Genomic DNA, 26,814 nt, shown 5'->3' with positions numbered 1-26,814 from the left:
GAAAACACCCGTCCCGGTCGTCCCGATCGTGCTGGGTGGGGACGACGTGAGCGTCCTGGTGGCGGGCCGGTACGCGCTGGTGTTCGCGGTCGAGTTCCTGCGCGCCTTCGAGAAGCTGTCCCGGAAGGACGGCGTCCTCCGGCACATCCAGGTGCCGAGGGAACCGCGCGGGAGCGGTACGCCCGCCGAACGCGTGACCGGCGGCGCTACCGGCCGCGATGCCGGTCACGGCACCGCCCGTGGCGCTGGCCGCGATGCCGGTCACGACACCGACGGTGACACTGATCATGATGCCGGTCATGGCGTCGGGCTGACCGCGGCGGCCGGGGTCGCGCTGGTGAAGTGGCAGTTCCCGTTCAGCCAGGCGTACCGGCTCGCCGAGCAGCTCTGCTCGTCGGCGAAGGAGCGCGGCCGGGACCGCTCCTACGTCGACTGGCACATCCTGTACGAGACGAACGTCCCCGACCTCGATCACATCAGGGCCCGGCTGGACCTGCCGCCGACCACGACGACGAAGACCCGGCTGACCTGCCGGCCGGCGATGGTCAGCGGCAGCGAACAGGACGACCCCGACCGCCACTGGGAGCGTGTCCTGCGCCGTGCCGCCGAGTTGACCCGTAAGGACCAGACCGGTGCTCGTCTCATCTCCCGGTCGCACGTGATCGCCCTACGCGGACAGCTCACCGCGCCGAACGAGGCCGAGAAGCTGTGGGCGAAGATCTCCTCTCCGCTGCCAGCGGCCGAACGCGCGACGCTCGGCGGTGGCGGCAACTCGTCGTTGTTCTGGCCGACTGCTGTCGATCATCCGGAGCAGAGCCCGCCGGACGCCGAAGGCACTGACAGTGCGGAAGGCCCCGACAGGGCCGAAGGCAGCGGTGGGGCGGAAGCCGCCGCGACCACGAAAACCGTCCGGGTCACCGGCCTGCTGGACGCCCTCGAGCTGGTCGACGTGCTGCCCGCGTCCCTGCTGGAGAAGAACCGTTCGGAGAATGCCAATGCCTGACCTGGACCTCGAAAACGGCGCGGTGCCGGACCCGCTGACCGTGATCGTCGACATCACGGGCGACTGGCACGTCGGGAGCGGCTACGGGCTGCCGGGCGGCATCGACGCCACCATCCGGCGGGACGCCCATGGACGGCCGTACCTGCCGGGCACGACGCTGACCGGCCTGTGGCGCGACGCCTGCGCACAGGCGAGCATCGCGCTGGACGCCGAGGCGGCCCGCCATGGCGAGGCCAACCGGCCCTGGTGGGCGTGGACGCGCGCGCTGTTCGGCCATGCCGGAACGGCGCCGCTGTTCACCGTCGGCTCCGCCCACCTGCCGCCCAAGGCGAAGCCGCGGACGGACCGGCCCGCGATCCCCGCGCTCGGCGACCGCGGCGACCGGTGGACGCTGATCAAGCCGGGGGTGGCGATCGACCACCGGACCGGCCGGGCCCACGACGACATGCTGCGCTTCGTCGAGATGGCCAAACCGGCGACCCTGTTCGCCACCGCGCGGCTGGTCGACGCGGACTCCTGGACACGGGAGCAGCGGCGCGCGGCCGCGACGCTGCTGCTGATCGGGGCGTCGCTCATCGACGCGGTCGGCGGAGACCGGCGCCGCGGCGCCGGTGCCGCACGGGTGCTGGTCTCGAAGTCCGAATCCGTCGGCCTGGCCGACGCCGACCAGGCCGACATCGCACGGAAGAAGGCGGACAGCGCCCGCCTCCGGCTTCTCGACAACGCCTTCCGGGCGGTCACGGACTTCCGCGGCCAGGTACCGGCACCGGCAGAGCCGGTGGTCGTTCAGGGTCACGCACCGGCTGTGGTCGCCCGGGCTGCGGCGGAGCGCTGGTTCGAGGTGGATCTGACGATCACCGTGGACCAGCCGGTGCTCGCGTCCACCGGGGTGAGCGGGAACATGCTCACCGGCGCCGACCAGCTGCCCGGGACGACCTTGCTGCCCTGGGTCCACGGCGCGCTGCGCAGGCTCGCTCCCCAGGCCGCGGCGGACGCCGTGACCGCCGGCGAGCTGATCGTCACAGCGGCGACGCCCGAAGTCGCCGGGAAGCGCTCCAACCCGGTCCCACTGGCGTTCCAGCGGGCGAAGGATCCGGCTGACACGTCCGGTTCCGACAGCTCACACCACTCCGGCGCCGGTGGCGCCAACGGCGTCCAGGGATCCAAGGAGGCCCAGGGAGCCAAAGACGCCAAAGACGGAGACCCCCGGAATGTGCTCAACCGGCTACGCGCCGGCCAGCCGAAGGCCCAGTACAAGCCGATGCGCACCGGCTACGTCGCGCCCGTCGACGCTGCCGGAGCCGCCGGGCCGACCGGTGGCACCGGGCCGGTCGACGCTGGTGGATCGGCCGGTGCCGACAAGCACGCTCCCAGCGCCACACGCCTGCTCTTCCACCAGCCGGTGCTCGCGGTCGCCATGCACAACCAGGTGGAGGAGTACAGCCAGCGACCGACCGAGGACTCCGGCCTCTACACCGTCCAGGTGATCCCGCCGCGCACATCCGGATCCGACGACATCCATACCGACACCCGGCTGCGCGCCCACGTGCGGGTGAGCCAGCGTCTGCACGACGCGCTGGCCACGGCCGGCCCCGACTGGCCGCGCGCGTGCCTGGCCAGCGAGGACGTCCGGCTCGGGGGGAAATCCAAGTCGGAGTACGGCCGGGTGCGGGTGGAGGTCTCCGGCGTGCGGCACCGCCCCCCACGCGACAGCATCGTCCCGGTCAGCACAAATGGTGCCCAGGCAGGGACAGATAGCGTCCCCATCGGTACGGATGGCGTCCAGAGGGACACGTTCAGCGCCTATAGCGGCGCAGGCGGCGTCTCGGGCGGCACGGGTGGCGTCTCGGGCGGCACGAGTGGTGCCCCGGCGAGCGGGACGGGCGGTGCCCCGGCGAGCGGGACGGGCGGTACCCCGGATGTCTCGAAGGGCGAGCTGTTCGTGTGGCTGCGCTCGGACACAATCGTCCGGGACTCCCGGCTGCGGATGTCCGCGGACGTCACCGACCTCGTCCGGCTGCTGCAACGGCTCGGTGTCGGTGTCGACAACCTCGTCCCGGTTGATCCGGGCAGCCGCGGGCCGGTGCCTGCCTCGGCCCGGACCCGACGGATCAGCTCCTGGCACCGCCCGTCCGGCCTGCCCCGGCCGACGCTGGTCGCGCTCGCCGCCGGTACCTGCCTGCGGCTTGGCTGGGACGGCTCCGGCGCGGACGTCCTCGCCCGGCTTGAGATCACCGGGATCGGCGGCCGCACGGCCGAGGGGTTCGGCCAGGTCAGCTTCAACGACCCCGAGCTGGTCGCCGAGCGGATCGAGCTCCTGGAGGCGCAAGCCACGGCGGCAGTGACAACGGCAGTGACGACGGAACCGACAGCGGAACCGGCCGCGGCAGCGGCCCGCCGGAGGACGGAGAACCCGGCATGACCACAGCGGCAGACAGCACGAACAGCGCGGGCGGCACGGGCACGTCCGGCATCTGGGACGACCCCCTGTGGGCCTATTCCGCTGGCGGGGAGAAGCCGCCGGCCTTCCGCCCGCGCATCCGGTACCGGCTGGCCGCGACGCTGGTCACCCAGGCCCCGTTGCACGTCGGCGGGGCCGGCCTGACCGATCCGCTCGCCGGGCCGGGCTCGGATGCCGTACCCGGCCCGGACACGGCGGGCGACGGCAAGGGACAGCGTTCGCATCTGACCCTGGCGGTCAACGGCGCCGGTCAGTACTACATTCCGGGCACGTCGATCGCAGGCGCCCTGCGCGCCTGGTGCGAACGGACGTGGACGCCGGAGGCCGTCCGGCGGCACTGGGGGTCGATCGACGGCGCGAGCCGCATCGTCGTCGCCGACGCCCCGCTGCCCGGTCTCACGCCCGCCGACCCGAAAACCGGCGTCCAGGGCGACAGCGAGACCCGGGACGGGGTCGGCATCGACCGCGTGACCGGGACCGCCGCGCACGGTATCAAGTACGACCGCGAGGTCCTGCCCGCCGGCACCAGGATCACCCTCTGCCTGACCACGGACGCGCGCGCCAGGCCGGACCGGCCCCGGGGCGACGGCGCCGGCAACACCCCAGGTGACGGCCGAACTGATGGCCCAGGTGACGGCACGGGTGACGGTACGGGTGACGGTACGGGTGACGACGGTGGCGATCTGACACTCAAGACGATGCTCGCCTCGCTGGCTACCGCGCTCACCAGGGGAGCGATCCTGTTGGGCGCCGCGTCCAGCCGCGGCCTCGGGTCCGTCAGAGCCACGGAGGCCAGCCTGCGGCGGATGGACGTCGCCACCCTGCGTGGCCTGCAGGCCTGGCTGGGCGTGGACACCCGAGACAGGAACAGCCCTGGATTCACGTCCGTCGAGCTGCCGCTGGAGATCCCCGCCAGCTCCTCCGTACTGACAGTCACCGTCGACTGGCATCCCAGGCTCGCCCTGCTGGTCGCGGCGGGCCGGACCGTCGGCCATATCCCTCAGGGCGACGATCAGGAACGCCAGGTGACGGTCCCCGTCCTGGCGCGCCGGGTGGATACCAGCGCGCCTGGAACGGCGGGCGCGCCGGAAGCGACAGGCAGCCGGGCACGGCCGGGCATGGCGCGGCGTGCCACCACCGGGAATACCGCTACCGACAGCAACGACATTCCGGCCGACAGCTTCGTCTGGAAGCCCGTCCTGCCAGCCTCGGAGATCAAAGGCGCGTTCCGGACCCGGGCCACTCGCATCGCACGGACGATCATCGGTGATGGGCAGCCCGGCGCGGACGGCGAGCGGCCTTTCGGGCAACGGGACTTCGTCCTCGACCGGGCGGACGACCCCGAGCTGGTGCGGCTGCTGTTCGGCTCCGCCGACTGGAAGTCGCCGTTACGGATCTCCGACGTCCACCTGGCCACCGGGCTGAGCCGGCTGGAAGCCGACGCCCTGCGCACGTCCTCCACAGCGGACGGCTCCCCTTCGGCAGGCGACAGTGCCTCGGCGACGGTCGGTGCTGCCCCAGCAGGCAGCGGCGCCGTGACAGGCGCCGGCGGCGCGGCCCCGGCGGCGGGCGGTCCGGCCTTCGCGTCCGCGGCGGGCCGGCTCGGGACGCTCTCGACCCAGGTGGCGCTGGACCGCTGGACCTCGGCCCCGGCGGACGAACGGCTGTTCACGATCCTTCCCGTGCAACAACCGGAGGCGAACAACAAGAAGAAACAGGGCTGGGAGCCGATCACCATCGAGATCGACCTCGACCGGCTGACCACCGGCTGGCCGAATCCCGGGAAGCCAACGGAACCGGAGGAGCGGGCGGGGCGGGCGAACGCCGCGCTCATCCTGCTGTACCTGGTCCTCGCCGAGCTCGCCGCCGGGACGCTGCCCCTGGGCAGCCGGGGCACCCGGGGCCTGGGAGCGCTCACCGTGACGAAGATCGACGCACAGGCCCGCGGCCCCGCCCGCGCGGCGGGCACGGACGGGCGTCCATGGCCGGCCGGCTGGTCCGCGACGGAAGGGAAAGCGGGCCCGGCGGCGGTCGTCGCGGCCGTCCTCGCCGAAGCGCGCAAGCTGCTGCCGGCCGACGGTGACTGGATCCGCTGGATCGGCCCGCCCGGCACACCCGGCAACAACCCGGACGGCAGCGCCGCAGGTGACGGCGACGCCGTGAACAACGGCGAGGGGGAAGCATGACGCTCCGCAAGGCACTGCTGGGCGAGCGGCGACTGCCTGGCGGCGGGCTCTCCGACGCGCTGGCCGCGCTCCGGGACATCGAGCCCGTGCCGCCGCTGCTGTACGCCCTGCTCTACGGCACCGGCGGCCCCCGCTTCGCCGAACTCGGCACCGACTGGCAGCTGGTGGACGAACACGGCGAAGCGCTGCCTGCGGAGGCCCTTGGGAAGATCTTCGAGGCACGCCTGTTCGGCAACGGGCCGGATGTGCTCGCGGCCGAGTGGCGATGGGTAGCCGGGGCGGAGCACGCCGTCCTGGTCATACTCACCGATCCCGCCGCTTCCGATCCTCCTGTATCCGCTTCCCCCTCCTCCGACGGCTCCCGGACGGCGCCGCCGGAGGACGCGCGGCGGGAACAACAGCCAGCGGACACGACGGACACGGCGGACACGACGGACACGACGGCGTGCTGGGTTCGGGAGAACAGCTACCTGCTGTGGGGCTCGGCCCGCCCGCTCACCGAATCCACGGCGCTGCCGGCCGGTCTCGGCTGGGCCCGCTTCCAGCAGGACAGGGTGAGCCCGTTCGTCGCGCCGGTGACGGGTTTCACCGAACGTGCCAGAGCGGCCCTGCCCAGCTTCGAGGTTTTCGTGGCCGAGCCACGCTACGGCAACATCGTCCCCGCGGACGAACTGCTGTGCGGCGCCGCGGTCCCAGCATCATTCCCCGCCCAGGAGGCCTGAGCCGTGAGCAGAGCGCCCCGCGACAACAGCCGCGGTACCTACACCACGAGCAGCGGGAACGACAGGACCCGTGGAAACGCGGGGACAAGAAACGGAGCTCGGGCGAACAACTCCGGGATCTCCGAGGGGAAACCGTTTCACCACGCCTACAACTTCGCGCCGCTGCCGCCCCGGCCGGCCGGACCCCCGTTCGCGGACGGCGCCCCGGCCGGCCACGACCGGCTGCGGCCGGAGCTGTGGAACGGGCGCCTGCGGGTACGGCTGACCGCCCGCACTCCACTGATCGTCGGCGAGACCGCCTCGAAGGCGGAAAAGGACACCACGGACCACGAGGGCTACGAGACCGAGGCCGGCCACACCTTCCTCCGGCTCCGCTCCCGGTCCGGGCAGGCGAAAGGCGCCACGGAGGGCAACGACGTCGAGATTCCGGTGACGTCGGTCAAGGGAATGCTCCGCTCCGCCTACGAGATCGCCACCCTCTCCCGCTTCGGGGTCGCGGCCCGGCACGATCTGCCGCTGGCATTCCGTTCCCAGCCGTACGAGGCCCTCGAGCTGACCCCGGTACGCATCGAGGAGATCGACGGCGAACTGCACGCCAGGCCCCTGCTGGGCACCCGGAGAGAATTCGGACGGGTCGACGACTACATGCCGGCCGCACTGCTCCCCGACGACAGCGCTATCAAGAATTTCATCTGGGAACCGGCTGGCCTCCGCACCGGAGACGGCCTTGCCGCCGCCCGGCGTTTCGCCCACAAAGACGAGGTCAGCGTCGAGCTGACCAGCGTGCGAAACAATATCTACTCATACTGGCTGGTCACCGGGATCGGGGCGAAAGGAGGTGATATCCGCCCGATCGGCAGCGTTGCCGACAGATACCCCGAAACTATTACGGTGGACGGCTGGGTCTGCCGCACGAACCAGAATCACGATGCGAAGAACTTCCCCTCGAAAAAACATGAGCGAATCTTCTTCACGGATCCGGACAACCTGTTGCCACCGAAACCCGTCCGGCTTACCGACACCGTCGCGGCCGCCTACCGGGAGGTGCTCGACAGCTATGTCCGTGAACTCGACGGAGCGCCACCGAGTGTCCGGCCGGGAAAAGAGAGGACAGCGTCCCTGCCGGTCGTCGAATGGGCAAGGAAAACCAAGGAAGAGCGAGTCAGGAAAAGCATCCGGAAGAAGAGCTCAGCGGGCAGAACCGAGCGACAGCGGCCTTTGGAAGCGGGGGATCTGCTGTACGGCGTGTTCTCCCATGACGGCCAGCGGCTGGAACGGCTGCTGCCTGTCATGGTCGGGCGCCGGCCGTTCTCCAGACCTCCGGCGGAGCTGCTTGCGGCGGCGCGTCGCCAGCCTCCCACGGCTTTTGACAAATTCTCCGCGGCGGACCGGGTTTTCGGCACGGTCGAGCAGCGTGCCGACGAGCGCGACGAACGCGCGACCGCCTATCGCGGACATGTCGTGATCTCCCCGGTCCTGCCCGAGAAGGTGGAGATCACCAACTTCCATAAGAAAAAGCTGCTCGGCAATGTCGGCCTCCCGCTGATCGAACTGGGCGCGCCCAAGCCGAGCCAGGCCCGTTTCTACAGCGCGGCCGACCCCGCCGGGACACCGGTGGGCGAGAGAATGCTGAAGGCGGAAATGTACGGCCCGGAGGCGGGCCTGCGCGGTTTCAAGGTCTTCCCCCGCCACCGCGACCTTGAGGACAGGCCCGACGACTACGTTCGGGACAAGGTCACCGTCCGGATCGTCGGCCAGCAACAACAGGGCTCCCAGAGCCGGGGCCAGGCTCAGGACGGACAGCCGGTGAAGCCACGGACAAAACGGAACGCCTCCGTGCTGGCCTGGGTCAGGGCCGACAGCACGTTCACCTTCGACATCGACGTCACGAACATGACCGACGCGGAACTCGGCGCGCTGCTGTGGCTGCTCGACCCTCGCGAACTCGCCGTCCCCAGAGAACTGGAGCCGTCGGCGAAGGCAGCCGATTTCGGCGTGTTCCGGCTCGGGCGCGGCCGGCCGCTCGGGCTGGGCTCGGTCACCCTTGAACTGCTGCCGGAAGACAGTTCTCTCGTCCGGGGCGAGACGGTGGCCGCCGCCTACCGGGATCTGTCCGGCTGCCTCGGCGCCATCGACCAGGATTCCGTGGACGGCGGTGCGGAGCGGTTCGACGAGATCGCGAAAACACTGCTCGAGTCCTTCCGGACGGCGACCACCGAAGCGACGGGTGGCAGTTTCGACAAAGCCGCCCACATCGCCGCGCTGCGCCGGGCCGCCACCGGCTACGGCGACGGCGTCCGCGTCGGCTATCCACGGGGCTCGACAAAACCGCGCCAAGGTGACGACATCTCGGAGATCGTCGCCTGGTTCCAGCTCAACGAGAAGGTCAGTGCACAGAATCCGAAAAAGCCGACGATGAGGTACGGCTACACGCTGCCTCTACTCACCACGAACGTGACCCCGCTCCACGAACTACACGAACAGTAACCTCACCCCGACCCGGCCCTCCTGGTGGCTGTGCCCCGCGGAGCACAACCACCAGGAGAAATCTCTACCCGGTCACCCCGGAACGAGCACTACGGAGATCGTCGAGGATGTCCTCGTACCGGCTCCGGTATTCAGCGATGTCCACCTCGATCATAATACCTTCGAGCAACTGCTTCTGGACCTTCTCCAGAAAAAGATCGAGAACGTCGAGGGCATCCTCCTGACTTACCGGAGTTCCCAGCTTCTCACTCAGCGCCTTTGCCAACGAGGCATGATCATTATTGTGGGTGGTCGGGCTGTTGTTACGAATCCGGGAAAGATTCTTCAGGGGCCCCTCCTCCCAGGGCCCCTTATTTCCTTTCTTCTCTTCCTTCAACACGTGCTCACAGATCGCGGTCGCGAGACAGACCGAGCCCCAGCCGTCGTTTTTCCCCAGCGCTCGGACCAACTCCAACCGGCGCGCGGCCTCCTCCCGCCGCTTCTCTACCTCCGGAATCAGAGCAGCACGAGCCGAATCCCAGTCGAACGCGTCCCTGCGCAGATCGTCGACTCTGCCCGCGATATCACGAAGCTCCCGCCCGCCCCGACGCAGCGTCGCCGCAGCCGCGACAAACTCCAGGGATTCGACCTGCCGGGCGGCAACATTCTTCAACAGACCGTCGTAAGTCGGTAATGCCAGTACATGTCGGTCCGAGACACTCACCGTGCTATGAGGCGGACCGGCCGGGCCGGTGTGCCGGATCTCGTCGATGGAGCCGACGTATGCCGGGCATCCCTCCTTCACAGCCCAGTCGAGTGCGGCCAACGCAGCCGCGAGGTTCATACCGTGGGTCGCCGGGCCGCCCAGGAAGACAACGGCCTCGGCATCGCGCAGCGCGAATGTCGCGTCAAGAACCCTGATGGAATCGACAATCTCCGCACGCATCATCTCGATGTTGTTCTCTCTGTTCACCTGGCCGGATTCTGACGGTGGCGCCGGCTTCAAGGTGATCCCTATCGGGTAGCGCAGCCGGGCCAGCCTGCCGTCGTACACCTCCCCGCCGTCGTGCCCTTCGGGCTGCGCCGCCTGGCTCCACCGCCGTTCGAGCGCCGCCCAGAGCGCTTCGATCTCCCTTTGTGCCTTGTCAGCGGTACTGACAGACGCGATCATCAAGATATCGATCTTCCAGTTGACTTCCTCGACTTCCTCGTCGATCCGGATGTTCTGGAAGTCATGGTCGAGAATGGCCGTGAGCTGTGGACGGAGATCCTGCCCGCCCACGCACTGAACCACGAGCAGCCGTCCCGAAGGGAGCGACGACCAACGCGCCGGATTCGGCGAGAGCCCCAGCTTCCGCCGAGGATCCCGACGGTCAGCGGCCTCAGCGATCTCGCGGAAGTAGCCGTCAGCCCTCCGAAAACCCTTCGAAGCCGTGAGCGCGTCGTGCGCGACGCTGCTGGCAACCTCGTTGAGATGCTTGACAGAACTGGACACCAGGAACTCCCTCGGCAGACGACCGGCGAGCTCATGGTTGTCCTCGACGCTTCCTATCAGAGGACCCAGCGTCCGCTTTCCGATCTCGGGCCAGTTACTTCCGTCCGGCTCGCTCTCCACCAGCTCACGGTAGTGATCATAGATCCACGAGCGAACCTGCAGGAGAGCGGCGACCTCGTTCCGGAGCAGCCTGTCGAGCAAGGCGCTCTCAACGGAATGATGGGAACGCGGGCCGAACTCGTCCTTCTCCAGCTCGGGCAGCCCCGCCCGCCCAACGGCATACCGAAAACCGTCGTCGTCCTGGATCTGACGACAGTGTAACGCCTTCCATGCCCAGCTTTCCCGCTCGTTTCCAGCACACTCGGCCAGTTCGGCCAGGCCGCGGAAGTGGCGTTTCCTGGAAAGCCAGCCACGCGCGTCCGACTGCAACGTCAGCGACGTTCGGCCATGCCCTTCCTGAAGCGGAACAAGATCGACCGTAAAAGTGGACTCGAGACAGCCGAGAAAGAGCCCGCTGAGACTGTTCTTCGCGCCCGTCCCATAGCCGAGAAAGACGCCGTCGAGCTGCTTGTTCTCGAGGTAGGAGTCAACAGCGTCCCGGGCAGCAGCGGTCAACGGCGCCCCCATCGGGATCTCGTCCACGGCGCTCAGCGCCACATCCGCGTAAAGATCCGGCCAGATTTCCAGCGCGCTTCTTATCAGCTTGAAGATCCGCCAGGTGTCGGCGGCCTCCGAAGGCTCCTGTCGCGTGGTCGCGAGAGCGAGCCGGGCGGATCCCCAATCCTTCTGACTACGGAGAAGAGTCGCCAGCGGGGCGCTTCGGCGCCCGCTTTTTCCTGTCCGCGTATTAGTGAATTCATGCGTGACAAGAAGCGGTTCTATATCGTTCCGAGCCTTGCTCAACTCCTCCTTCGCGGCGTTCCGTACAGCGCTGTCAGCAGCGGCGTTCGTCCACTCCTCCGCCGCGGCAGCCACGCCGTTCAGAACCTTCTCGATATCGGCGTACCTTTTTTCGAGATCGTGTACCGCCTCGCCGGAAAGCCGGCCGCCGGTGGTGATTCCCACGTCGGATGTGCCGAGCAGGTGGATTATTACCTTGCCAGCCATGTGCCCCCGTCCGTCCGTAAACGCTGTCGGCTGCGCACAGTGTGACAGGGACGGCGCGCACCCCGAACGGAGGGGGCTCGAGCACCGGGGCGGAAGGTGTAGGTGGGTTCGGTCGTGGCAGCAACGGTTTCCACCTACGGGCTCCGTGGGTGTAGGTGGCTTTGGTTGTGGCAACGACGGTTTCCACCTACGGGCCCCGTTGTCGCCTACGGCCTGCATTGTCCACAGGTAGCTGCCCTCGCTCGCGGGTGGGTGAACATCGTGGCAGCGTGGGGGCATGGCCCATGATCCCGGCTTGCGCCACCCGCGTGGTGACAACAAGAACAGCGGTGACAAGAACAGCGGCAGTAAGAACGGTGTCGGCAGGTGTCGCGGCAGCGAGGAGCCTGGCAGCGAGGAGCCTGGCAGCGAGGCTCGCGGCGACGATGGCTGCGGCCAGGAGACCTGCGGAAACGGTCACGCGTCCAGGCGGCGGGCCGGTGGGCGTGGGGAACGTGCGGGCTGGGAGCGGATCGCGGCAGCCCAGGATGGCGTCATCTCGGTCCGTGCGGCTCTGGATGCTGGGATGACCGAGGCGGAGATCCGCTGGAAGCTGCGCAGCGGCCGCTGGCAGCGGCCCATGCGGGGGGTGCTCGTCACCCATTCCGGCCCGATCACCGGCAGCCAGCTGCTGTGGGCGGCCGTCGAGTCGATCGGATCGGGTGCGGTGCTCGGCGGGGTGTCCGCGGCGTCGTTCGACGGCTTACGCGGGTTCGACGGCGGCCCGGTCGTCGTCCTTGTCGACGCCGCCCGGCATGTGACGCGGCGCCCCGGTGTCATCATCCGACGCAGCCGTCATCTCGGCTCCGATGATGTGCACCCGCGGCGGTCGCCGCCGCGGACCCGGCTGCCCCGCTCGGTCGTGGACATGGCCAGCTGGGCCCCGGACGAGGACGACGCACGTGCTGTGCTTGCCGCGGCCGTCCAGCAGCGGCTGGTCACCGTTGCCGAGCTTCGCCGTGTCGTCGAGCGCCGTGGGCCGCTGCGCCGCAACGCATTGATCATCGAAACCCTCGGTGACCTGGGTGACGGCGCCCATTCGGTGGCCGAAATCCTTTATCGAAAAATCGAGAACCGCTACGGTCTGCCGGCCGCGCGACGGCAGGAGAGGATCGACGCCGGTGGCAGCCACTGTCACCTCGACGTCTGGTACGAGACGTGGCGGGTCTGGGTGGAGATCGACGGTGGCCACCATCGGGAGGTGCGCCAGTGGTGGGACGATCTGGCCCGCCAGAACGCCGGTGTGCTCCAGGACCGCCTCATCCTGCGTTTCCCGGTCCATGTGCTGCGCACCGAACCGCGGCTGGTGGCCGAACAGGTCGCCACAGCACTACGCCAACGCGGCTGGGAGCCGGACCTGTAGGTGAAAACCGTCATCAACGCAGCGGTTTCCACCTACGGATACGGAAGCCGTAGGTGGAAACCGTCGTCGGAGCGACCGAAAGTACCTACGGTGCCCGCCGACGCCCAGCCGCCGATGCCCGCGGTTTCTACGATTCCGTGATCGGGAGGTAGACGCGGTTGCCGTGGGCGGCGAACTCCGCCGACTTCTCCTGGAGGCCGGCCGCCACGGCGTCGGTCTCGGCGAGGCCGTGCTCCTCGGCGTACTTGCGCACGTCCTGGGTGATCCTCATCGAGCAGAAGTGCGGGCCGCACATCGAGCAGAAGTGCGCCGACTTCGCGGGCGCCGCGGGCAGGGTCTCGTCGTGGAAGGCCTCGGCGGTCTCCGGGTCGAGCGCGAGGTGGAACTGGTCGCTCCAGCGGAAGTCGAACCGGGCGTCGGACAGGGCGTCGTCCCACGCCTGGGCGCCTGGATGCCCCTTGGCCAGGTCCGCCGCGTGCGCGGCGATCTTGTAGGCGATCACTCCGGCCTTGACGTCGTCGCGGTCGGGCAGGCCGAGGTGCTCCTTGGGGGTGACGTAGCAGAGCATCGCCGTGCCGTACCAGCCGATCATCGCGGCGCCGATCGCGGAGGTGATGTGGTCGTAGCCGGGCGCGATGTCCGTGGTCAGCGGCCCGAGGGTGTAGAAGGGCGCGTCGTGGCACAGCTCGCGCTGCAGGTCCACATTCTCCTTGATCTTGTTCATCGGGACGTGCCCGGGGCCTTCGATCATGACCTGGACGTCGTGCTCCCAGGCCACCGAGGTCAGCTCCCCGAGGGTGGCCAGCTCCGCGAGCTGGGCGGCGTCGTTGGCGTCGGCGATCGAGCCGGGGCGCAGCCCGTCCCCGAGTGAGAAGGTCACGTCGTAGGCGCGCAGGATCTCGCACAGCTCGGCGAAGTGGGTGTAGAGGAAGTTCTCCTGGTGGTGGGCCAGGCACCAGGCGGCCAGGATGGAACCGCCGCGGGAGACGATCCCGGTCTTGCGCCGCGCGGTCAGCGGCACGTAGCGCAGCAGCACCCCGGCGTGGACGGTCATGTAGTCCACGCCCTGCTCGCACTGCTCGATGACGGTGTCCCGGTAGACCTCCCAGGACAGTTCCTCGGCCTTGCCGCCGGCCTTCTCCAGCGCCTGGTAGATCGGCACGGTCCCGATCGGGACCGGCGAGTTCCGGATGATCCACTCCCGGGTGGTGTGGATGTCGCGGCCGGTGGACAGGTCCATGACGGTGTCGGCGCCCCAGCGGGTCGCCCACACCATCTTGTCCACCTCCTCCTCGATGGACGAGGTCACCGCCGAGTTCCCGATGTTCGCGTTGATCTTCACCAGGAGGGCGCTGCCGATCGCCATCGGCTCGGACTCGGGGTGGTTGACGTTCGCGGGCAGCACCGCGCGGCCGGCGGCGATCTCCGCCCGGACGGTCTCGGCCGGCAGGCCCTCGCGCAGCGCGACGAACTCCATCTCCGGCGTGATCTCACCCCGGCGGGCGTAGGCGAGCTGGGTGACGGCCCGGCCGGGCAGCGCCCGCCTGGGGGACGGCCGGCGCAGCCGCTCCCCGTGCCGGATCTCCGGCGGGGTGCTCCGGTAGGCCTCGGTGTCGCCGCGGGCGGCGATCCAGGCGTCCCGCAGCGGGGGCAGCCCCTGGCGCACGTCCGTGACCTGCTCGGTGTCGGTGTACGGCCCGGAGGTGTCGTACAGGATCACGCTGTCGCCGGTGGAGAGCGGCACCTCGCGCATGGGCACCCGCAGGCCGTCCGCGGCGCCGACCAGGTAGGTCTTGCGGCTGCCGGGCAGCGGGCCGGAGGTGACCGGCGTGGGTGGGCCGCCAGGCGTGGGTGGGCCGCCGGGCGCGGACGCGCCGCCGGGCCCGCCGGCAGCGGGCCTCCGAGTGTCACGCCCCGTGGAGCCGGGCGCGCCATCGGTGACGGGCGCTCCGTCGTTGACGGGTGTTCCGTCGTTGACGGGTGTTCCGTCGTTGACGGGCGCGGACACGGAGACCGATCGGTCGACAGGCAGCACCATGTGACAGCCTCCCTACGCCGGCATTATCCGGACAGGTTCTGGCGGTCGGCGGCACTGTGGGTGGAACCCAGCCGCCCTCTCAGCCTCCTGCGTTGGAAGCTCCCGCGTTGACATTGGGTGCGACGCTACGCCCAATCGGCACCCTGCCGCCACCCAATCGATGGAACACCCCCCCACAACCGGCAGATCGTGTCACAGCGTCACCGCGGACGAGCGCCAGGTGAGATGCTCCCGGGAGCGGGTAATCAGGCTGGGACAGTGTCCGCCCGGTCACCGGGAACGCCCCCTCACTTCTCCACCCCCTGGGAGCATGAATGATTCTGCTGCCACTGCTGGCCCTCTTCCTCGGAATCTTCGTCAGCGGGCTCGTCCACGACTGGTGCTACGACGAACCACCCACCACGGATAATGCGGGCGGCACCCGTCCGGACGCCACGACAACCACCTGATCGATCATCCGCCAGCTATCAGAAAATTTCGGAAGAAATATCGTCTGAATTTCCCGGAAAAACGAGGGAGAATTTTGCTGGCCGGCCGGCCTGGAGTTCATCAGATGAAACTCGTCCGCCAATTTTAGGAAATACCTAAAGAGTGCGGAAGAAAGCTTGTTGAAGGAACATGAAAAGCGTCGCCCGGCGGCCGTGTTCCGAATTCTTTGTTCCGGGTGCGGTTCGCCGGATGCGGTTCGCCGGACGGCGTCGGCACCGGGCCGACGGTCAGGTCATCGCGAGCAGCCGGTCCGCGGCGGCGACGGCGCCCCCGGCGGCGGCGAAGTCGTCGCGCAGCCGCCGCGCGGCGGTACGGAAGGACGGCTCGTCCAGCACCGAGACGATCGACTCGCGCAGCGCGGGCGCGCTCACCCGGCCGAACCTGACCCGCAGGCCCGCGCCGGTGCGCACGACCTGCTCCCCGATGACGGGCTGGTCGTCCCGGACCGGCGCCACGACCAGCGGGACACCGTGCGCCAGCGCCTCGCACACCGTGTTGTTCCCGCCGTGCGACACCACCGCGGACAGCCGCGGCATGAGATCGAGCTGCGGGACGTGCGGCAGCACAAGAATGTGTTCCTCAGCACCGCTGCCGGGGGAAACGCCGGCAAGAACGCGGCCGGTCGAAACGCCGTGAGCCGAGACGGCATCGGCTGAGACGGCATCGGCCGGAACAACGTCGGCCGGAACGGCATCGACTGGAACAGCGTCGGCCACAGCGCCGTCGGCCACAGCGCCGTCGGCCACAGCGCCGTCGGCCACAGCGGCGGCACCGGGCGCGGGATTCGGCCCGGAGTGGCCGAGGATGCCGGGCGGCGCCACGACTATCGCCTGCAGCCGGTGCCCGAGCGGCCGGAGCGCGTCGACCGCGACCCGCAGGAACCGGTCGCCGGCCTCGCGGGTCACCGTCCCCAGCGAGACCAGCACATGTTCACGCTCGGCATCCAGCCATTCCCACGGGAAGGCCGCCGCCGGCCGCCGGCCGAGCGGTATGCCGACGAAACCGTAGTGGCCGGGAAAGCCGCCCGTGCGCAGCATCCGGGGTACCGAGCACACCAGGGTCAGGTACTCGGAAAAGCGCAGGTCGCCAGCGCACGCCTCGTCCTCGGACACACCCTGGGAGCGCTGGAAGTCACGTAACGTGTCACGGACCCAGCGTCCGGCCCCGGGCAGGAGCTCGTACGGATCGTCCAGTTCGGCGGGCGTGGCGGCAAGGGTCGCCCACGGCAGGCCCCGGCGGCGGGCGACGAGCGCGGCCCCGACCGCCTGCTGGTCGACGACCAGCAGGTCCGGGGCGAACCGGTCGACCTTCGCGTCGACCTCGTCGACCATCGACGCGGCCAGTGGGATGAGGAAGTCCTCCCAGAGGAACTTCAGGGCCGCCGCGCCCCGCAGCCGCCTGGACTTCTCCTCGACGGCGGCCCGGGCGGGGCCGGTGAACGCCCCGGCGAGTGGCAGCAGGGCGAGCCCGGGGGCCAGCAGCGGCCCGACCACCTCCGGGTGGCCCGCGACGGCGACCTCGTGACCGCGGCCGGCCAGTTCGGCGGCGATCCCGACCGCCGGGTTGACATGCCCGGCCAGCGGCGGGACGACGAACAGGAAACGGCTCACCCCGCCACCCCGGTACCGACGCTCTCCCCCGGGCCGGCGGAGGCGCTGGCGGGACGGTTGAGATCCGGGGGCGGGACCATCCGGGTCACCCAGTCGGGGGTCTCGAACCGCTGCCCGGCGGTGCCGGGGTGGGCCGGCGGCGGGCTGCCGGGCTCGAACAGCCACCATCTGAGCAGGATGCGCAGGTAGTCGGTGGCCTCCCGCAGTACCGCGTGGGTGTGGTGCGCCAGGACGATCAGGGTGCAGTCCGGGACGAGCCGGGCGAGCCCTCCGGCGTGGTCTGCGATGTCGGAGTTCGCCCCGTAGACCGCCAGCACGGGGACGTCCAGGCGGGCCAGCCGCCGCGGGGAGAACGGCTCGGTGGCGAGCATGTCCGTGGCGATCGAGGTCTCCCGCAGCAGGGCCTGGGCGCCGCGGGCGATCCGGCTGACCGCCCGCCCGGCGGAGCGCTCCAGCCACCGCTCGACCTCGGCGTCGTCGAGCCCGGCCGACACCTGCGCCAGCGACCGGGCCATCCGCGCGCCAAGGCCCTCGACGAGGAAAGGCGGTTCGATCAGGGTGAGGCTCGCCACCCGCCCGGGGTGTTCCAGGGCGTAGGACAGGGCCATCGTCGCCCCGTAGCTGTTGCCCACCAGGTGGACGGGACGGTCGACGCCGAGCGCGTCGAGCAGCCCCGACAGGTCCGCCATGGCGTCCGCCAGGGCGTAGCCGTCCGGTGTCCGTTCGCTGCGGCCGTGGCCGCGCAGGTCGTAGCAGATCACGTCGGCGCCGGCGTGGGCGAGGCTGGTCCCGAGCGAGAAGTAGAGGCTGGACATGTTGTCCATGACCATGCCGTGCACCATGACGACGACCGGCGCCCCGGGCCCCGGGCCGCCCCTGGGCGACAGCCGCTGGACGTGCAGGCGGACGCCGTTGGCGAGGACCTCGGCCATCGCTACGCCCAGGACCGGGACGACTGGGCCGGCTGGGCCGACTGGGATGACTGGGGTGACTGGGACGGCTGGGCTGGCTGGGGTGACGTCAGGCAGTCGGCGATGAAGGAGACGACCTCGCCGACCCGCATGTTGATCACTTCGTCGACGGTCCGGTCCGCGAGGAAGCCGACGAAGTCGACCGTGTCGCCGTAACGCTGGCGCATCCGGTCGGCGAGGGCGACGAACTCGATGCTCTCCAGCTCCAGGTCGGTGTCGAACGACGTCGACAGGCCGATCTCGCGATCGATCACGTACTCGTCGCCGATGACGTCGTGCAGCATCGCCACGACGTCACGCAGGATCCGCTCCTCGACCGCGGCCCGCTCGGTGCCCGGCCCCGCTTCGCCGGATATGGCGGGGCCGGATATGGCGGGGCCGGATGCGGCAGGGCCGGATGCGGCAGGGCCGCCGGTCGTCGGATGTCCGGTTGTCAGAGGCTTGGCCGTCATGTCCGCGCTCCTTCGTTCTCCCGTGCCGCCTGTTCGACCTCGGGCGAGGTCCACGCCACAACGTAACGATCAACAGCAGAGCCGTCGACGGAGTAACGATCAACGGCAGGGCCGTCGACGGAGTGACGACCAGCGGCGTCGCCCGCGGCGGGACGGCGGCCGCCCAACGGATGGCCGTGGTCGTCCAGGGGCTCGCCGAGCGCGTTGATCGACTGGTGCGCGACCCAGCGGGCGCGCGGCGGCTCCTGGTCGTCCGTCCGCAGCCGGAGATGGCCAGGCGTGATCCCCTCGACGACGAACCGTCGTGGCCGGCTCGCCTGGCCGGTGTCGTCGGCCCTGGCCGCGGCCTGCCTGGCGGCCCGGAACCTGGCCAGCCACAGGGCCCGCAGGCCGGCGTCGGCTCCGCCCAGCTCGGCGAGCAGTGCACGCTCGGCGTCCGTGAGCGCCTCCGTCCCCGTCCCCGCCGCTGCCGCTGTCTCCGCCCCTGCCGCTGCCTCCGCCGCTGCCGCTGCCGCTGTCTCCGCCGCTGCCGCTGTCCCTGGCGTAAGCGGCGTCACCCGTTCGATGTCGATGCCAACCGCGCCATCGGGATGCACGACCGCCACCGCGAGGAACGCCGTGTGCGCCACGGCGGCCCGCGGGGGTGTGGCCGGCACGCCGTCACGTACCGGCAGCCGGTCGATCACCGGGCGTCCGGAGCCCTCGTCCGACACGCCGATCTCGATGCCCCACACGTCGGTGGCGCCGTTGTCCCACAGCCAGTGGCGGACGGCGTCCTTCACGGCGATCCGTCCGAGCAGCCACTCCCGCGCGGCCCTGGGATGCTTCGCCGCCAGGACGGCGCGCTCGTCGGTGTCGAGGTGGTAGCGCGTGACGAGCTCGCGGGAGGCGGTGTCCGCCCAGTGCTCCCGGGCGAGCACCCAGCCGCCGGCGGCCCGTTCGGCGACGGCGTTGCGCGCCGGCCGCAGCAGCATCGCCCACATCAGCTCGTCCTGGGAGAACCGGCGGTCGGTCCAGCCCTCGACACGCGCCCACACCGTGCCGTCCGCGGCGCGTAGCTCCAGATCGGCGGTGATGGCGCTGTCCCGGACATCCCGTATCCACACCGTGCAGGTCAGCCGCTCCCCCACGGCCGGGTGCGGGCCGAAGAAGCGCACGCCGCGCAGGGCCGAGGGCAGCAGCAGCCAGTCCGCGGCGAGATGCTCCCGCGGCCAGTAGCCGAACAGCTGGCCCGCGGCGTCGAGCAGCGCACCGGGCGCGCTCGTCACGACGAGCTCCCCCTGGACGCCCCCGGGGGAGACCGGCCCGGCCGTGACCAGCCCCTGGTAGCCGGGGCCGTGGAACAGCCGTCCGGCACGGTAGATCGACGGCCCGTCCACCAGCGTGTCGTCACACGGCTCGGGCAGGGGCTCCGCCGACGGCGCCGGCCCCGGCGGGAAGGCGTCGGCGAGGATGACCGTGCCGTGCGCGTACCCGTCGATGCTCACCCGCACCGCGCTCGTGCCCGCTCCCGGCGGGCCCTGCCCGGCCGCGGCCGGCAGGACGGTCGTGGTGATGGTCACCTCGACCGCCGGCTCGATCGCCAGCCAGCGCAGGGCCCGGACGTCGGTGACGCCGACGACGACACGGCCGGGCACGGCCGCCCGCGCCTGGCCGATCATCATCTCCAGCACGGTGGTCATCGGGATCACCGGGAACCTGTCGGCGAGGTGCGGCCACCCCGGCGGCTGCCGGTAGAAACAGTGATCGATGATGTACGGCATCGTCTCGATCGACAGCGTGCGCCGCGTCCGCCGGACGTCCCGCCCGCCCGGCGCTACCGCCGGCCCCGCCGCCCCGGCCGACGACCCGGTCGGCACAGACGGCACAGACGGCACAGACGGCACAGACGGCACAGACGGATGTCCGCCATGCCCGGTACGGGCGCCGGCGACCAGGCCGGCGGATGGCTTCTGGACGACGGCCGCCACCCGCGCACTGGCACCGGACGCGCCGCTCCTGACAGCGGACGCGGCAGCGCCAGCGGCGGACGCGGTGGCTGTCCATCGTGCCAGCACGGCTGAGATCATCGCGTTGGTCTCGGTGACCAGCGCGTCGAACTCGGCGAGCACCGGATGGCCGGTGACAGCGTGTCCACCGGCTGGATGCGCGCTGACAGCCCGGTCCCGTCTTTCCCGCGCTGTCAGCGGCCGGCGCTCGCGGGCCGTCGCGGGAGGGGCCGGACGGGCGGGCAGCCCGGCAGCCGACGGTTCCCGCTCCGGCTCCACCGGAGCCGACGCCGAGAGTGGATCCGGCCCCGGATCCGGGAGTAGGGCCGCATTCGAGCGCAGGGCCGGTTCCGAAGGCGGAGTCGGCTCCGCGGCCAGGGCCGAATCCGTGATCAGGGCCGAATCCGCGGCCAGGGCCGAGTCCGTGACCAGGGCCGAGTCCGTGACCAGGGCCGAGTCCATGATCAGGGCCGAATCCGTGATCAGGGCCGAATCCGCGGCCAGGGGCGAGTCCGCGTCCGGAGCGAGGACTGGTTCCGGGACCGAGCTCAGGTCCGTTACCAGGGGCGAATCCGAGGCAGGAGGCAGCTCCGGATTCGGGTCCTGATTCTGGTTCGGAGCCGGGTTCGGGTTCGACGCCGGATCCAGGGACGGATCCGGGGACGGGAGCAGCTCCCTGTCCGGCTTCGGAGCCGCGTCCGAATCCCGCTCCGGGTATTCCGGGTCCTGCTCCCGGTATGAGGCCTGCTCCCGGTATGAGGCCGGGATCAGGGCTGGCTCCGGGAAGGATGCCGTGGGCAGCAGCGATGCGGCCCGCTCACCGAGGCGGACCAGGGGGGCACCCAGGTTGAGCAGCATCGGCTGGCCGTGGTGCGTCCGCTGGGGCGGCCGCTGCCCGTCGTCGACCGCTTCTTCCGGACCGTCACAAGTGGCCGACGGTGACAACGACCGCAACGGGGATGGCGGGGACAGCGGCGATGGCGACGGTGACGGCCGCTGAGGCCCGGGGATCGGGAGCGGAATCGTGGCCGACGGGTTCGTGGCCGACAGCCGGTCCATCCGGGGCGCGGCGCCCTCGACCCAGAACGCGGCGACCACCCGTCGCAGCTGGTCCATGCCTGAGCGTTTCGGGGTGTTCGTGACGACCGTCAGGTGCTCCCGGCCCGGCAGCGTGTCCTGGACGAAGCCGGCGATGCTGCCCACCCCGACCTGGACGAAGACCCGCACGCCCTCGGCGTACAGCCGCTCGACGAGCTGGCGGAACCGGACCGGCTCCAGCAGATGGCGCACCGCCAGCTCCCGGATCCCGTTCTGGTCGTCGGGGTAGGGCGCGACCGTCGTCGCCGACCACACCGGCACCGTCGGCGTACGGATCGGGATGCTGGCCACGTCGGCCCGGACCTTCGCCAGGAACGGGGAGAGGAACGGGGAGTGGAAACCGGAGCGGAACGGCAGGATCCGGCCCAGCACGCCCTGGCCCCGCAGCCGTTGCAGGGCGCTCTCGACGCTGCGCTCCTCCCCGCAGATGATCGACTGATGCGGGCAGTTGTCGTGCGAGACCACGACGTCCGGGAGGTCCGCGATGGTGGCGGCGGCCGTGTCCGCGCCGCACCCGAGCGCGCCGAAGGCCACCCCCGGCACCTCCAGGGAGTACGGCTCGAACGAGGCGATGAACCTGTCCACGTCCTCGGCGTCGATCATCCCAGCGGAGATCATGGCGTTCCACTCGCCGATGCTGTGGCCGCCGACGAGGTCGGGGAAGATCTCCAGCCGGCGCAGCGCCGCATCGAGTATGCGGCCCACCTCGACGCTGGCGACACCGTGCTCCCCGAGCGCCTCGCCCCCGCCGCCCGTCCCGACGCCGCTCGTCCCGACGCCGCTCGTCCCGACGCCGGCCGGGCTGGGGCCGGCCGGGCCGGGGCTCCCGGGGTGGACGTACCGCGGGCGGGTGAGCGCGAAGTGCGCGCTGACGTCGTCCACCCGAGGGTGGAAGTTGTCCTCCAGGCCGCAGAACAGGAATGCCGTCCGGTCCGGCGTGGTGGTGGCGCCGAGCAGCGGTGAACCGGTGAACCACAGGTCGTTGCGGCCACGCCAGGGCCGGCCGCGCTCGACAACCGTGCGGGCGAGCGCCAGCCGGCGCCGGTCCGGCGCGACGATCGCGAGCCGGACCGGCCCGCCCTCGGGTGGGGCGCCGCTGTCGTCCCGCGCCAGCAGGTCCTGGTCGGGGATGGCGAGCGCGCGGGCGATCTCCGCCGGGCTCGAGCCGGCGAACAGCAGCACCCGCTCGCCGCCAGGCCGCGCGTCCGGGCGGCTGGACGGCCCGGTGGCAGTGGCCACTGCCGTGGCCACTGCCGGGACCAGGACCGGAAGCGGGATGGTGGCCGGGAGCAGGCCCGTGCCCGCGGGGGCGGCCGCCGCCATGAACGCGGCCGGCGGCATGAACGCGGCCGGGCCTGGCGGGGGGAGCGGTGCCGGGACCGGGAGCATGACCGGGACCGGCACCGGGATCGTGGCCGGGAAGGCCAGCGACGGCGCGTTCGACGGTGACGGCGCCTCCTCGACGACCACGTGCGCGTTGATCCCGCCGAAGCCGAACGCGTTCACCCCGGCCCGCCGCGGCACACCGCCGTCGGCGTCCCAGGCCTCGGCCTCGGTTATCGGCCGCAGCCGGGTGCCCGCGAACGCCGGATGCGGCTGCTCACAGTGCAGAGATGGTGGCAGCACGCGATGGTGCAGCGCCAGCGCGGCCTTGATCAGCCCAGCGGCGCCCGCCGCCGGCATGGTATGCCCGATCATGGACTTGACGGAGCCGACAGCGATCGGCCACGCCCCTCCATAGCCTCCTCCGTAGGACCTCCCATAGGCCCCTGTGCCAGTCCCCGCGCCGGCGCCGAAGACCTGCTGGAGGGTGGCCAGTTCGGCCGCGTCCCCGGCGGGGGTCGCCGTCCCGTGCGCCTCGACGAGGCCGAGCGCGCCGGGTGCCCTCGGGTCCAGCCCGGCGTCGGCCCAGGCCCGCTCGACGGCGAGCACCTGCCCGTCGGACGCCGGCGCCAGCAGGGTCGACGTCCGCCCGTCGCTCGCCGAGCCGCAGCCGCGGATCACCGCGTATATCCGGTCACCGGCGCGTTCGGCGTCGGCCAGCCGTCTGAGGACGACCATGCCGACCCCCTCGCCGATGAGGATGCCGTCGGCCCGCCGGTCGAAGGGGCGGATCCGCGAGCTCGGCGACAACGCCCGCAGCAGCGAGAAGACGCTCCAGAACGTCACCTCCTGCGCCAGGTGCACACCACCGACGATCATGGTGTCGGCCCGGCCGGCGACGAGCTCGCGCACGGCCGTCTCGACGGCGATCAGGGACGACGCGCAGGCCGCGTCCAGCGTGTAGGCCGGGCCGCGCAGGTCGAGCCGGTTGGCGATACGGGACGCGGCCAGGTTGGGCACCAGCCCGATCGCGGCCTCGGGGCGCCGCGGGCCGAGCGTTTCGGCGAACGCGGCGCGCACCCCGGCCAGCTGCTCGGCCGTGAGCGTCGGGACAAGCTCGGACAGGCTGGCGACCAGCTGTGCGGAGACCTTGATCCGCTGGTCCAGCCGGGCCATCCCGGAGGCGAAGTAGCCGCCGCGGCCGAGTACCACCCCGGTCCGCGCCCGGTCACCGAGCGCGTCCGTGCCACCGGCGTCCGCGATCGCCTCGGCCGCCACCCGCAGGGCCATGAGCTGGTCGGGCTCGGCCCAGTCCACGGCCAGCGGCATGATCCCGAACTGGGTCGGGTCGAAGGTCGCGAACTCCTCGATGAACCCGCCGCGCCGGCAGCGGATCCGTTCCCCGGCCGCCGCGGGACCGTCGTCGGCGGCGGAGTCCGGGGCGAGGCCGGGCGGGGCGTCGGGATCGGGTGCGCGGCCGGCGTCCGGGCCGGGATCCGGATGGAAGAACTCCGGGTCGAAACGTCGCGGCGGGATGTCCCGGATGGCGTCCACGCCGGTGCGGATGTTGCGCCAGTAGGTGTCGAGGTCACCGGCGCCCGGGAACACCGCGGCCATCCCGACGATCGCGATGCCCGCACCCGGGTTCGACGGCCCGCCGGGCCCGCCCGCCCTAGATCCCGGCATCGAAGGCGTCCAGGGAGCCGGAGAAGTAGACCACCTGCGGGTCGTCCACGTCGGCGGCCAGCTCGCGCAGGACCGCGGCGACCCCGGCGTCCGGGTCGATCAGCTCGATACCCCGCCGGGCGTAGGCGCGTGCCAGCTCCGCCGAGACCATTCCCCCGGCGGGGCCGGGCGATGCCCACGGGCCCCAGTCCAGGGACACGACACGGCCGCGCAGCCGCCTCGCCCAGGCGTGGGCGCAGGTGTCGAGCGCGTCGTTGGCGGCGGCGTAGTCGACCTGCCCCCGGTTGCCGAACACCCCGGACACGCTGCCGAAGAGCACCAGGAAACCGATGTCGGGCCGCAGCGCGTCGACCAGCGTCCGGGCGGCGTCGACCTTGGTCGAGAACACCCGCTCGAACGAGCGCGCCGTCTTCTCCCGCAGCGGTTTGTCCTCGCGGACGCCGGCGCCGTGGACCACCCCGTCAAGCCGTCCGCGGTCGGCGTAGATCGTTTCGACGACCGCGCGCAGCGCGTCCGGGTCCCGTACGTCGACGGCGTGGTAGCGGACGAAGGACGCGCTCGCGCGCAGGGCCGCGACGGTGGCCCGCACCTCCCGCTCGGCGAGCAGCTGGGCGGCACGGGCCTCGATCTCGACCGGCCGGCGCAGGCCGGTGGCGATCAGGGCGCGGCGCAGTTCCGGCGCGTCCGCCGCGCCGGCCGTCGCCGGATCCTCGGCGGCGGTCGGCAGCGGCGTCCGGCCGATCAGCTCGATCCCGCAGCCGGTGGCCCGGGCGAGCCCGAGGGCGGCCCTGGCGGTGATCCCGCGCGCGCCGCCGGTGAGCAGGACGACCGAGTCCGGGCCGAGCTCCCCCAGCGCGCCGGAGGCCTGGGCCGACGGGACGGCGGCGACGTCGTCGTGCCACCGCCAGCCCCACGACGGCCCGGCGGCCGGGAGCGTCAAGGCCACCAGGCTCACCGGGCCCACCGGAGCCACCGGGCCCACCGGGACGGTCGAGGGCGAACCGGCGCCGGGGAGCTCGGCCGGCACCACCTGAAGCGTCGACCGGACGCCGTGCCGGTAGCCGGTCACCGGCGGGGCGCCCGGGGTGAGGAACTCCGTGAGCAGGTAGCCGGCGAGCCGGGTCGGCGCCTCCTTCGGGTCGAGGTCCACCGCGCGGATCACCACGTCCGGCGCCTCCCGGGCGAGCGTGCGCGTGAAACCGGCCATCCCCACGCTCGGGCCGGGCTCGTCGCCCACCCCGCGGCCGAAGCTGCCCCCACCGCCGGTCGCGACGACCAGGCGCCGGGTGCCGCCGGCGACCGCGGCCCTGATCGGGACGAACGCGGCGGGCAGGGCCGGTGGCGCGTCCCGGTCCACGGACGACACCCACCAGACGCCGTCCGCGCCGGCACCGCCGGCAAGCTGATCGGCGAGCGAGGCGTCGTCCACGGAGAACATCCGCACGGACGCGCCCTGCTGCTCCAGCAGGGTCGTCAGCGCCAGGCCGATGCCCAGGCCGCCCTCGACCACGGCGAACCGGCTGCCGGCCAGCGGCCCCGGCCCGGGGCGGGCACCGGCCGCGGCAAGGTCAAGCAGGTCGGAGAGGGTGCCCGGCGACGGCAGCGCGACGACCTCGACGACGAAGCGCCGCAACGCGGCCGCCGGGCCCGCGGAATCCCCCGGGCCCGGCGGGCCCGCGAAACGTTCATCGGGCCAGCCGCCGGCCTGCCGCGACACGGCTGCCGGGGCCGCCGGCCCGCTCCCGGCCTCCACGACGCTCACGGCCTCCACGAGGATCCCGCCGCCCGGGATCGCCGTGGGGCCCGGAATCGCCGTGGGATCCGGGACGGGTGCGAGCCCCGGGACGGGTGCCGGAGCCACGGCGTTCCCCGGGCCTACGGGAGGGTCCGCGTCCGCGGCGGGGTCTGTGTGTGCCGCGAGGCCCGCGTCCGCGGCGGGATACGTGTTCGTCGCAAGGTGGGTGTCCGTGGCGGGGCTGGCAGGCGGGCGGGTGACGATCCAGTCGACGATCCCGCGAATGGTCCGGATGGCCACGAGCTCCTCGACGACATCGTCGGCCAGGCCGCCCCCGGCAGCGCCAAGATCCATCGTCGCGCCGCCTTCGGCAGGGCCGGCCTCTCCGCCTCCGGAGATGCCGAGGCCGAGCTGTTCCGCCAGCGTGCCCAGGACCTCCGTCCGTTTGATCGAATCGATGCCCAGGTCGGCTTCGAGGTCCAGGTCCGCCGCCAGCATCTCGGCCGGATAGCCCGTCGCGGACACGATCACCTCCACCACCGCGCCCAGCACCGCGTCCGGCTCCCGGGACACCGGCCGCGC

The 26,814-nt window shown here is 71.5% G+C and carries 14 protein-coding genes and 1 riboswitch; of the genes, 7 read left to right on the top strand and 7 right to left on the bottom strand.

Annotation, left to right across the window (positions count from 1 at the left end; genetic code table 11):
• The 5 genes from AC5LSR_RS10750 to AC5LSR_RS10730 form a co-directional block, all read left to right on the top strand.
• Positions 1-1,003: hypothetical protein (locus AC5LSR_RS10750; protein ID WP_250283055.1), on the top strand; the 1,003-nt coding region annotated here is incomplete at its 5' end.
• Positions 996-3,425: an RAMP superfamily CRISPR-associated protein gene (locus tag AC5LSR_RS10745; RefSeq protein WP_250283056.1), complete on the top strand. Its 2,430-nt coding sequence runs from the start codon at positions 996-998 to the stop codon at positions 3,423-3,425. The genes AC5LSR_RS10750 and AC5LSR_RS10745, both read left to right, overlap by 8 nt.
• Positions 3,422-5,650, top strand: a complete 2,229-nt coding sequence (locus AC5LSR_RS10740; RefSeq protein ID WP_250283057.1) for an RAMP superfamily CRISPR-associated protein — start codon at positions 3,422-3,424, stop codon at positions 5,648-5,650. The genes AC5LSR_RS10745 and AC5LSR_RS10740 overlap by 4 nt, the downstream gene beginning before the upstream one ends.
• Positions 5,647-6,372, top strand: coding sequence for a hypothetical protein (locus tag AC5LSR_RS10735; RefSeq protein ID WP_250283059.1), 726 nt, complete (start codon positions 5,647-5,649; stop codon positions 6,370-6,372). Before AC5LSR_RS10740 ends, AC5LSR_RS10735 begins: the two co-directional genes overlap by 4 nt.
• Before the next feature lie 3 nt (positions 6,373-6,375).
• Positions 6,376-8,859 (top strand): TIGR03986 family type III CRISPR-associated RAMP protein, encoded by a 2,484-nt coding sequence (locus AC5LSR_RS10730; protein WP_250283061.1) that lies wholly within the window; start codon positions 6,376-6,378, stop codon positions 8,857-8,859.
• 64 nt (positions 8,860-8,923) lie between these two features.
• Here AC5LSR_RS10730 and AC5LSR_RS10725 read toward each other — a convergent pair whose 3' ends face one another.
• A complete protein-coding gene (locus AC5LSR_RS10725) occupies positions 8,924-11,440 on the bottom strand; it encodes a hypothetical protein (protein WP_250283063.1) in 2,517 nt (838 codons plus the stop codon).
• Positions 11,441-12,005: 565 nt separating this feature from the next.
• On the opposite strand from AC5LSR_RS10725, the gene AC5LSR_RS10720 reads away from it, so the two are divergent.
• Positions 12,006-12,842, top strand: coding sequence for a hypothetical protein (locus tag AC5LSR_RS10720; RefSeq protein ID WP_493468402.1), 837 nt, complete (start codon positions 12,006-12,008; stop codon positions 12,840-12,842).
• A 127-nt stretch (positions 12,843-12,969) separates the two neighbouring features.
• On the opposite strand, the gene thiC is transcribed toward AC5LSR_RS10720, so the two are convergent.
• The gene (gene thiC, locus AC5LSR_RS10715) at positions 12,970-14,880 is read right to left on the bottom strand and encodes a phosphomethylpyrimidine synthase ThiC (protein ID WP_493468401.1); all 1,911 of its coding nucleotides are present in this window, start codon (positions 14,878-14,880) and stop codon (positions 12,970-12,972) included.
• Positions 14,872-14,996, bottom strand: a riboswitch (TPP riboswitch). Its footprint overlaps the gene before it by 9 nt.
• A gap of 198 nt (positions 14,997-15,194) precedes the next feature.
• Here thiC and AC5LSR_RS10710 point away from each other — a divergent pair.
• Positions 15,195-15,329, top strand: coding sequence for a hypothetical protein (locus AC5LSR_RS10710; protein ID WP_445548296.1), 135 nt, complete (start codon positions 15,195-15,197; stop codon positions 15,327-15,329).
• 267 nt (positions 15,330-15,596) lie between these two features.
• Here AC5LSR_RS10710 and AC5LSR_RS10705 read toward each other — a convergent pair whose 3' ends face one another.
• From AC5LSR_RS10705 to AC5LSR_RS10685, 5 genes are all read right to left on the bottom strand, one after another.
• Positions 15,597-16,979, bottom strand: a complete 1,383-nt coding sequence (locus tag AC5LSR_RS10705; RefSeq protein ID WP_250286141.1) for a glycosyltransferase — start codon at positions 16,977-16,979, stop codon at positions 15,597-15,599.
• Positions 16,976-17,911, bottom strand: a complete 936-nt coding sequence (locus AC5LSR_RS10700; protein WP_250286140.1) for an alpha/beta fold hydrolase — start codon at positions 17,909-17,911, stop codon at positions 16,976-16,978. Before AC5LSR_RS10700 ends, AC5LSR_RS10705 begins: the two co-directional genes overlap by 4 nt.
• A 2-nt stretch (positions 17,912-17,913) precedes the next feature.
• Positions 17,914-18,402 carry a phosphopantetheine-binding protein gene (locus tag AC5LSR_RS10695; RefSeq protein WP_445548295.1) on the bottom strand — a complete coding sequence of 163 codons (489 nt, stop codon included), beginning with the start codon at positions 18,400-18,402 and terminating at the stop codon, positions 17,914-17,916.
• Positions 18,399-24,497, bottom strand: a complete 6,099-nt coding sequence (locus AC5LSR_RS10690) for a beta-ketoacyl synthase N-terminal-like domain-containing protein (protein WP_493468400.1) — start codon at positions 24,495-24,497, stop codon at positions 18,399-18,401. Before AC5LSR_RS10690 ends, AC5LSR_RS10695 begins: the two co-directional genes overlap by 4 nt.
• The coding region (locus AC5LSR_RS10685; RefSeq protein WP_493468399.1) for an SDR family NAD(P)-dependent oxidoreductase at positions 24,484-26,814 on the bottom strand (2,331 nt) is incomplete at its 5' end. The genes AC5LSR_RS10690 and AC5LSR_RS10685, both read right to left, overlap by 14 nt.

It is taken from the genome of Protofrankia sp. CiP1_Cm_nod4 (genome assembly GCF_982290645.1).
Note: the sequence above shows the minus strand (reverse complement) of the source record. Positions and strands in the feature narration are given on the sequence as shown.

Bases quoted from the DNA above. Each gene is read 5' to 3' on its own strand.
- AC5LSR_RS10690 (WP_493468400.1), bottom strand. From the start codon at position 24,497: ATGCCGGGATCTAGGGCGGGCGGGCCCGGCGGGCCGTCGAACCCGGGT.
- AC5LSR_RS10725 (WP_250283063.1), bottom strand. From the start codon at position 11,440: ATGGCTGGCAAGGTAATAATCCACCTGCTCGGCACATCCGACGTGGGA.
- AC5LSR_RS10720 (WP_493468402.1), top strand. From the start codon at position 12,006: ATGACCGAGGCGGAGATCCGCTGGAAGCTGCGCAGCGGCCGCTGGCAG.
- AC5LSR_RS10695 (WP_445548295.1), bottom strand. From the start codon at position 18,402: ATGACGGCCAAGCCTCTGACAACCGGACATCCGACGACCGGCGGCCCT.
- AC5LSR_RS10745 (WP_250283056.1), top strand. From the start codon at position 996: ATGCCTGACCTGGACCTCGAAAACGGCGCGGTGCCGGACCCGCTGACC.
- AC5LSR_RS10735 (WP_250283059.1), top strand. From the start codon at position 5,647: ATGACGCTCCGCAAGGCACTGCTGGGCGAGCGGCGACTGCCTGGCGGC.
- AC5LSR_RS10710 (WP_445548296.1), top strand. From the start codon at position 15,195: ATGATTCTGCTGCCACTGCTGGCCCTCTTCCTCGGAATCTTCGTCAGC.
- AC5LSR_RS10700 (WP_250286140.1), bottom strand. From the start codon at position 17,911: ATGGCCGAGGTCCTCGCCAACGGCGTCCGCCTGCACGTCCAGCGGCTG.
- thiC (WP_493468401.1), bottom strand. From the start codon at position 14,880: ATGGTGCTGCCTGTCGACCGATCGGTCTCCGTGTCCGCGCCCGTCAAC.
- AC5LSR_RS10740 (WP_250283057.1), top strand. From the start codon at position 3,422: ATGACCACAGCGGCAGACAGCACGAACAGCGCGGGCGGCACGGGCACG.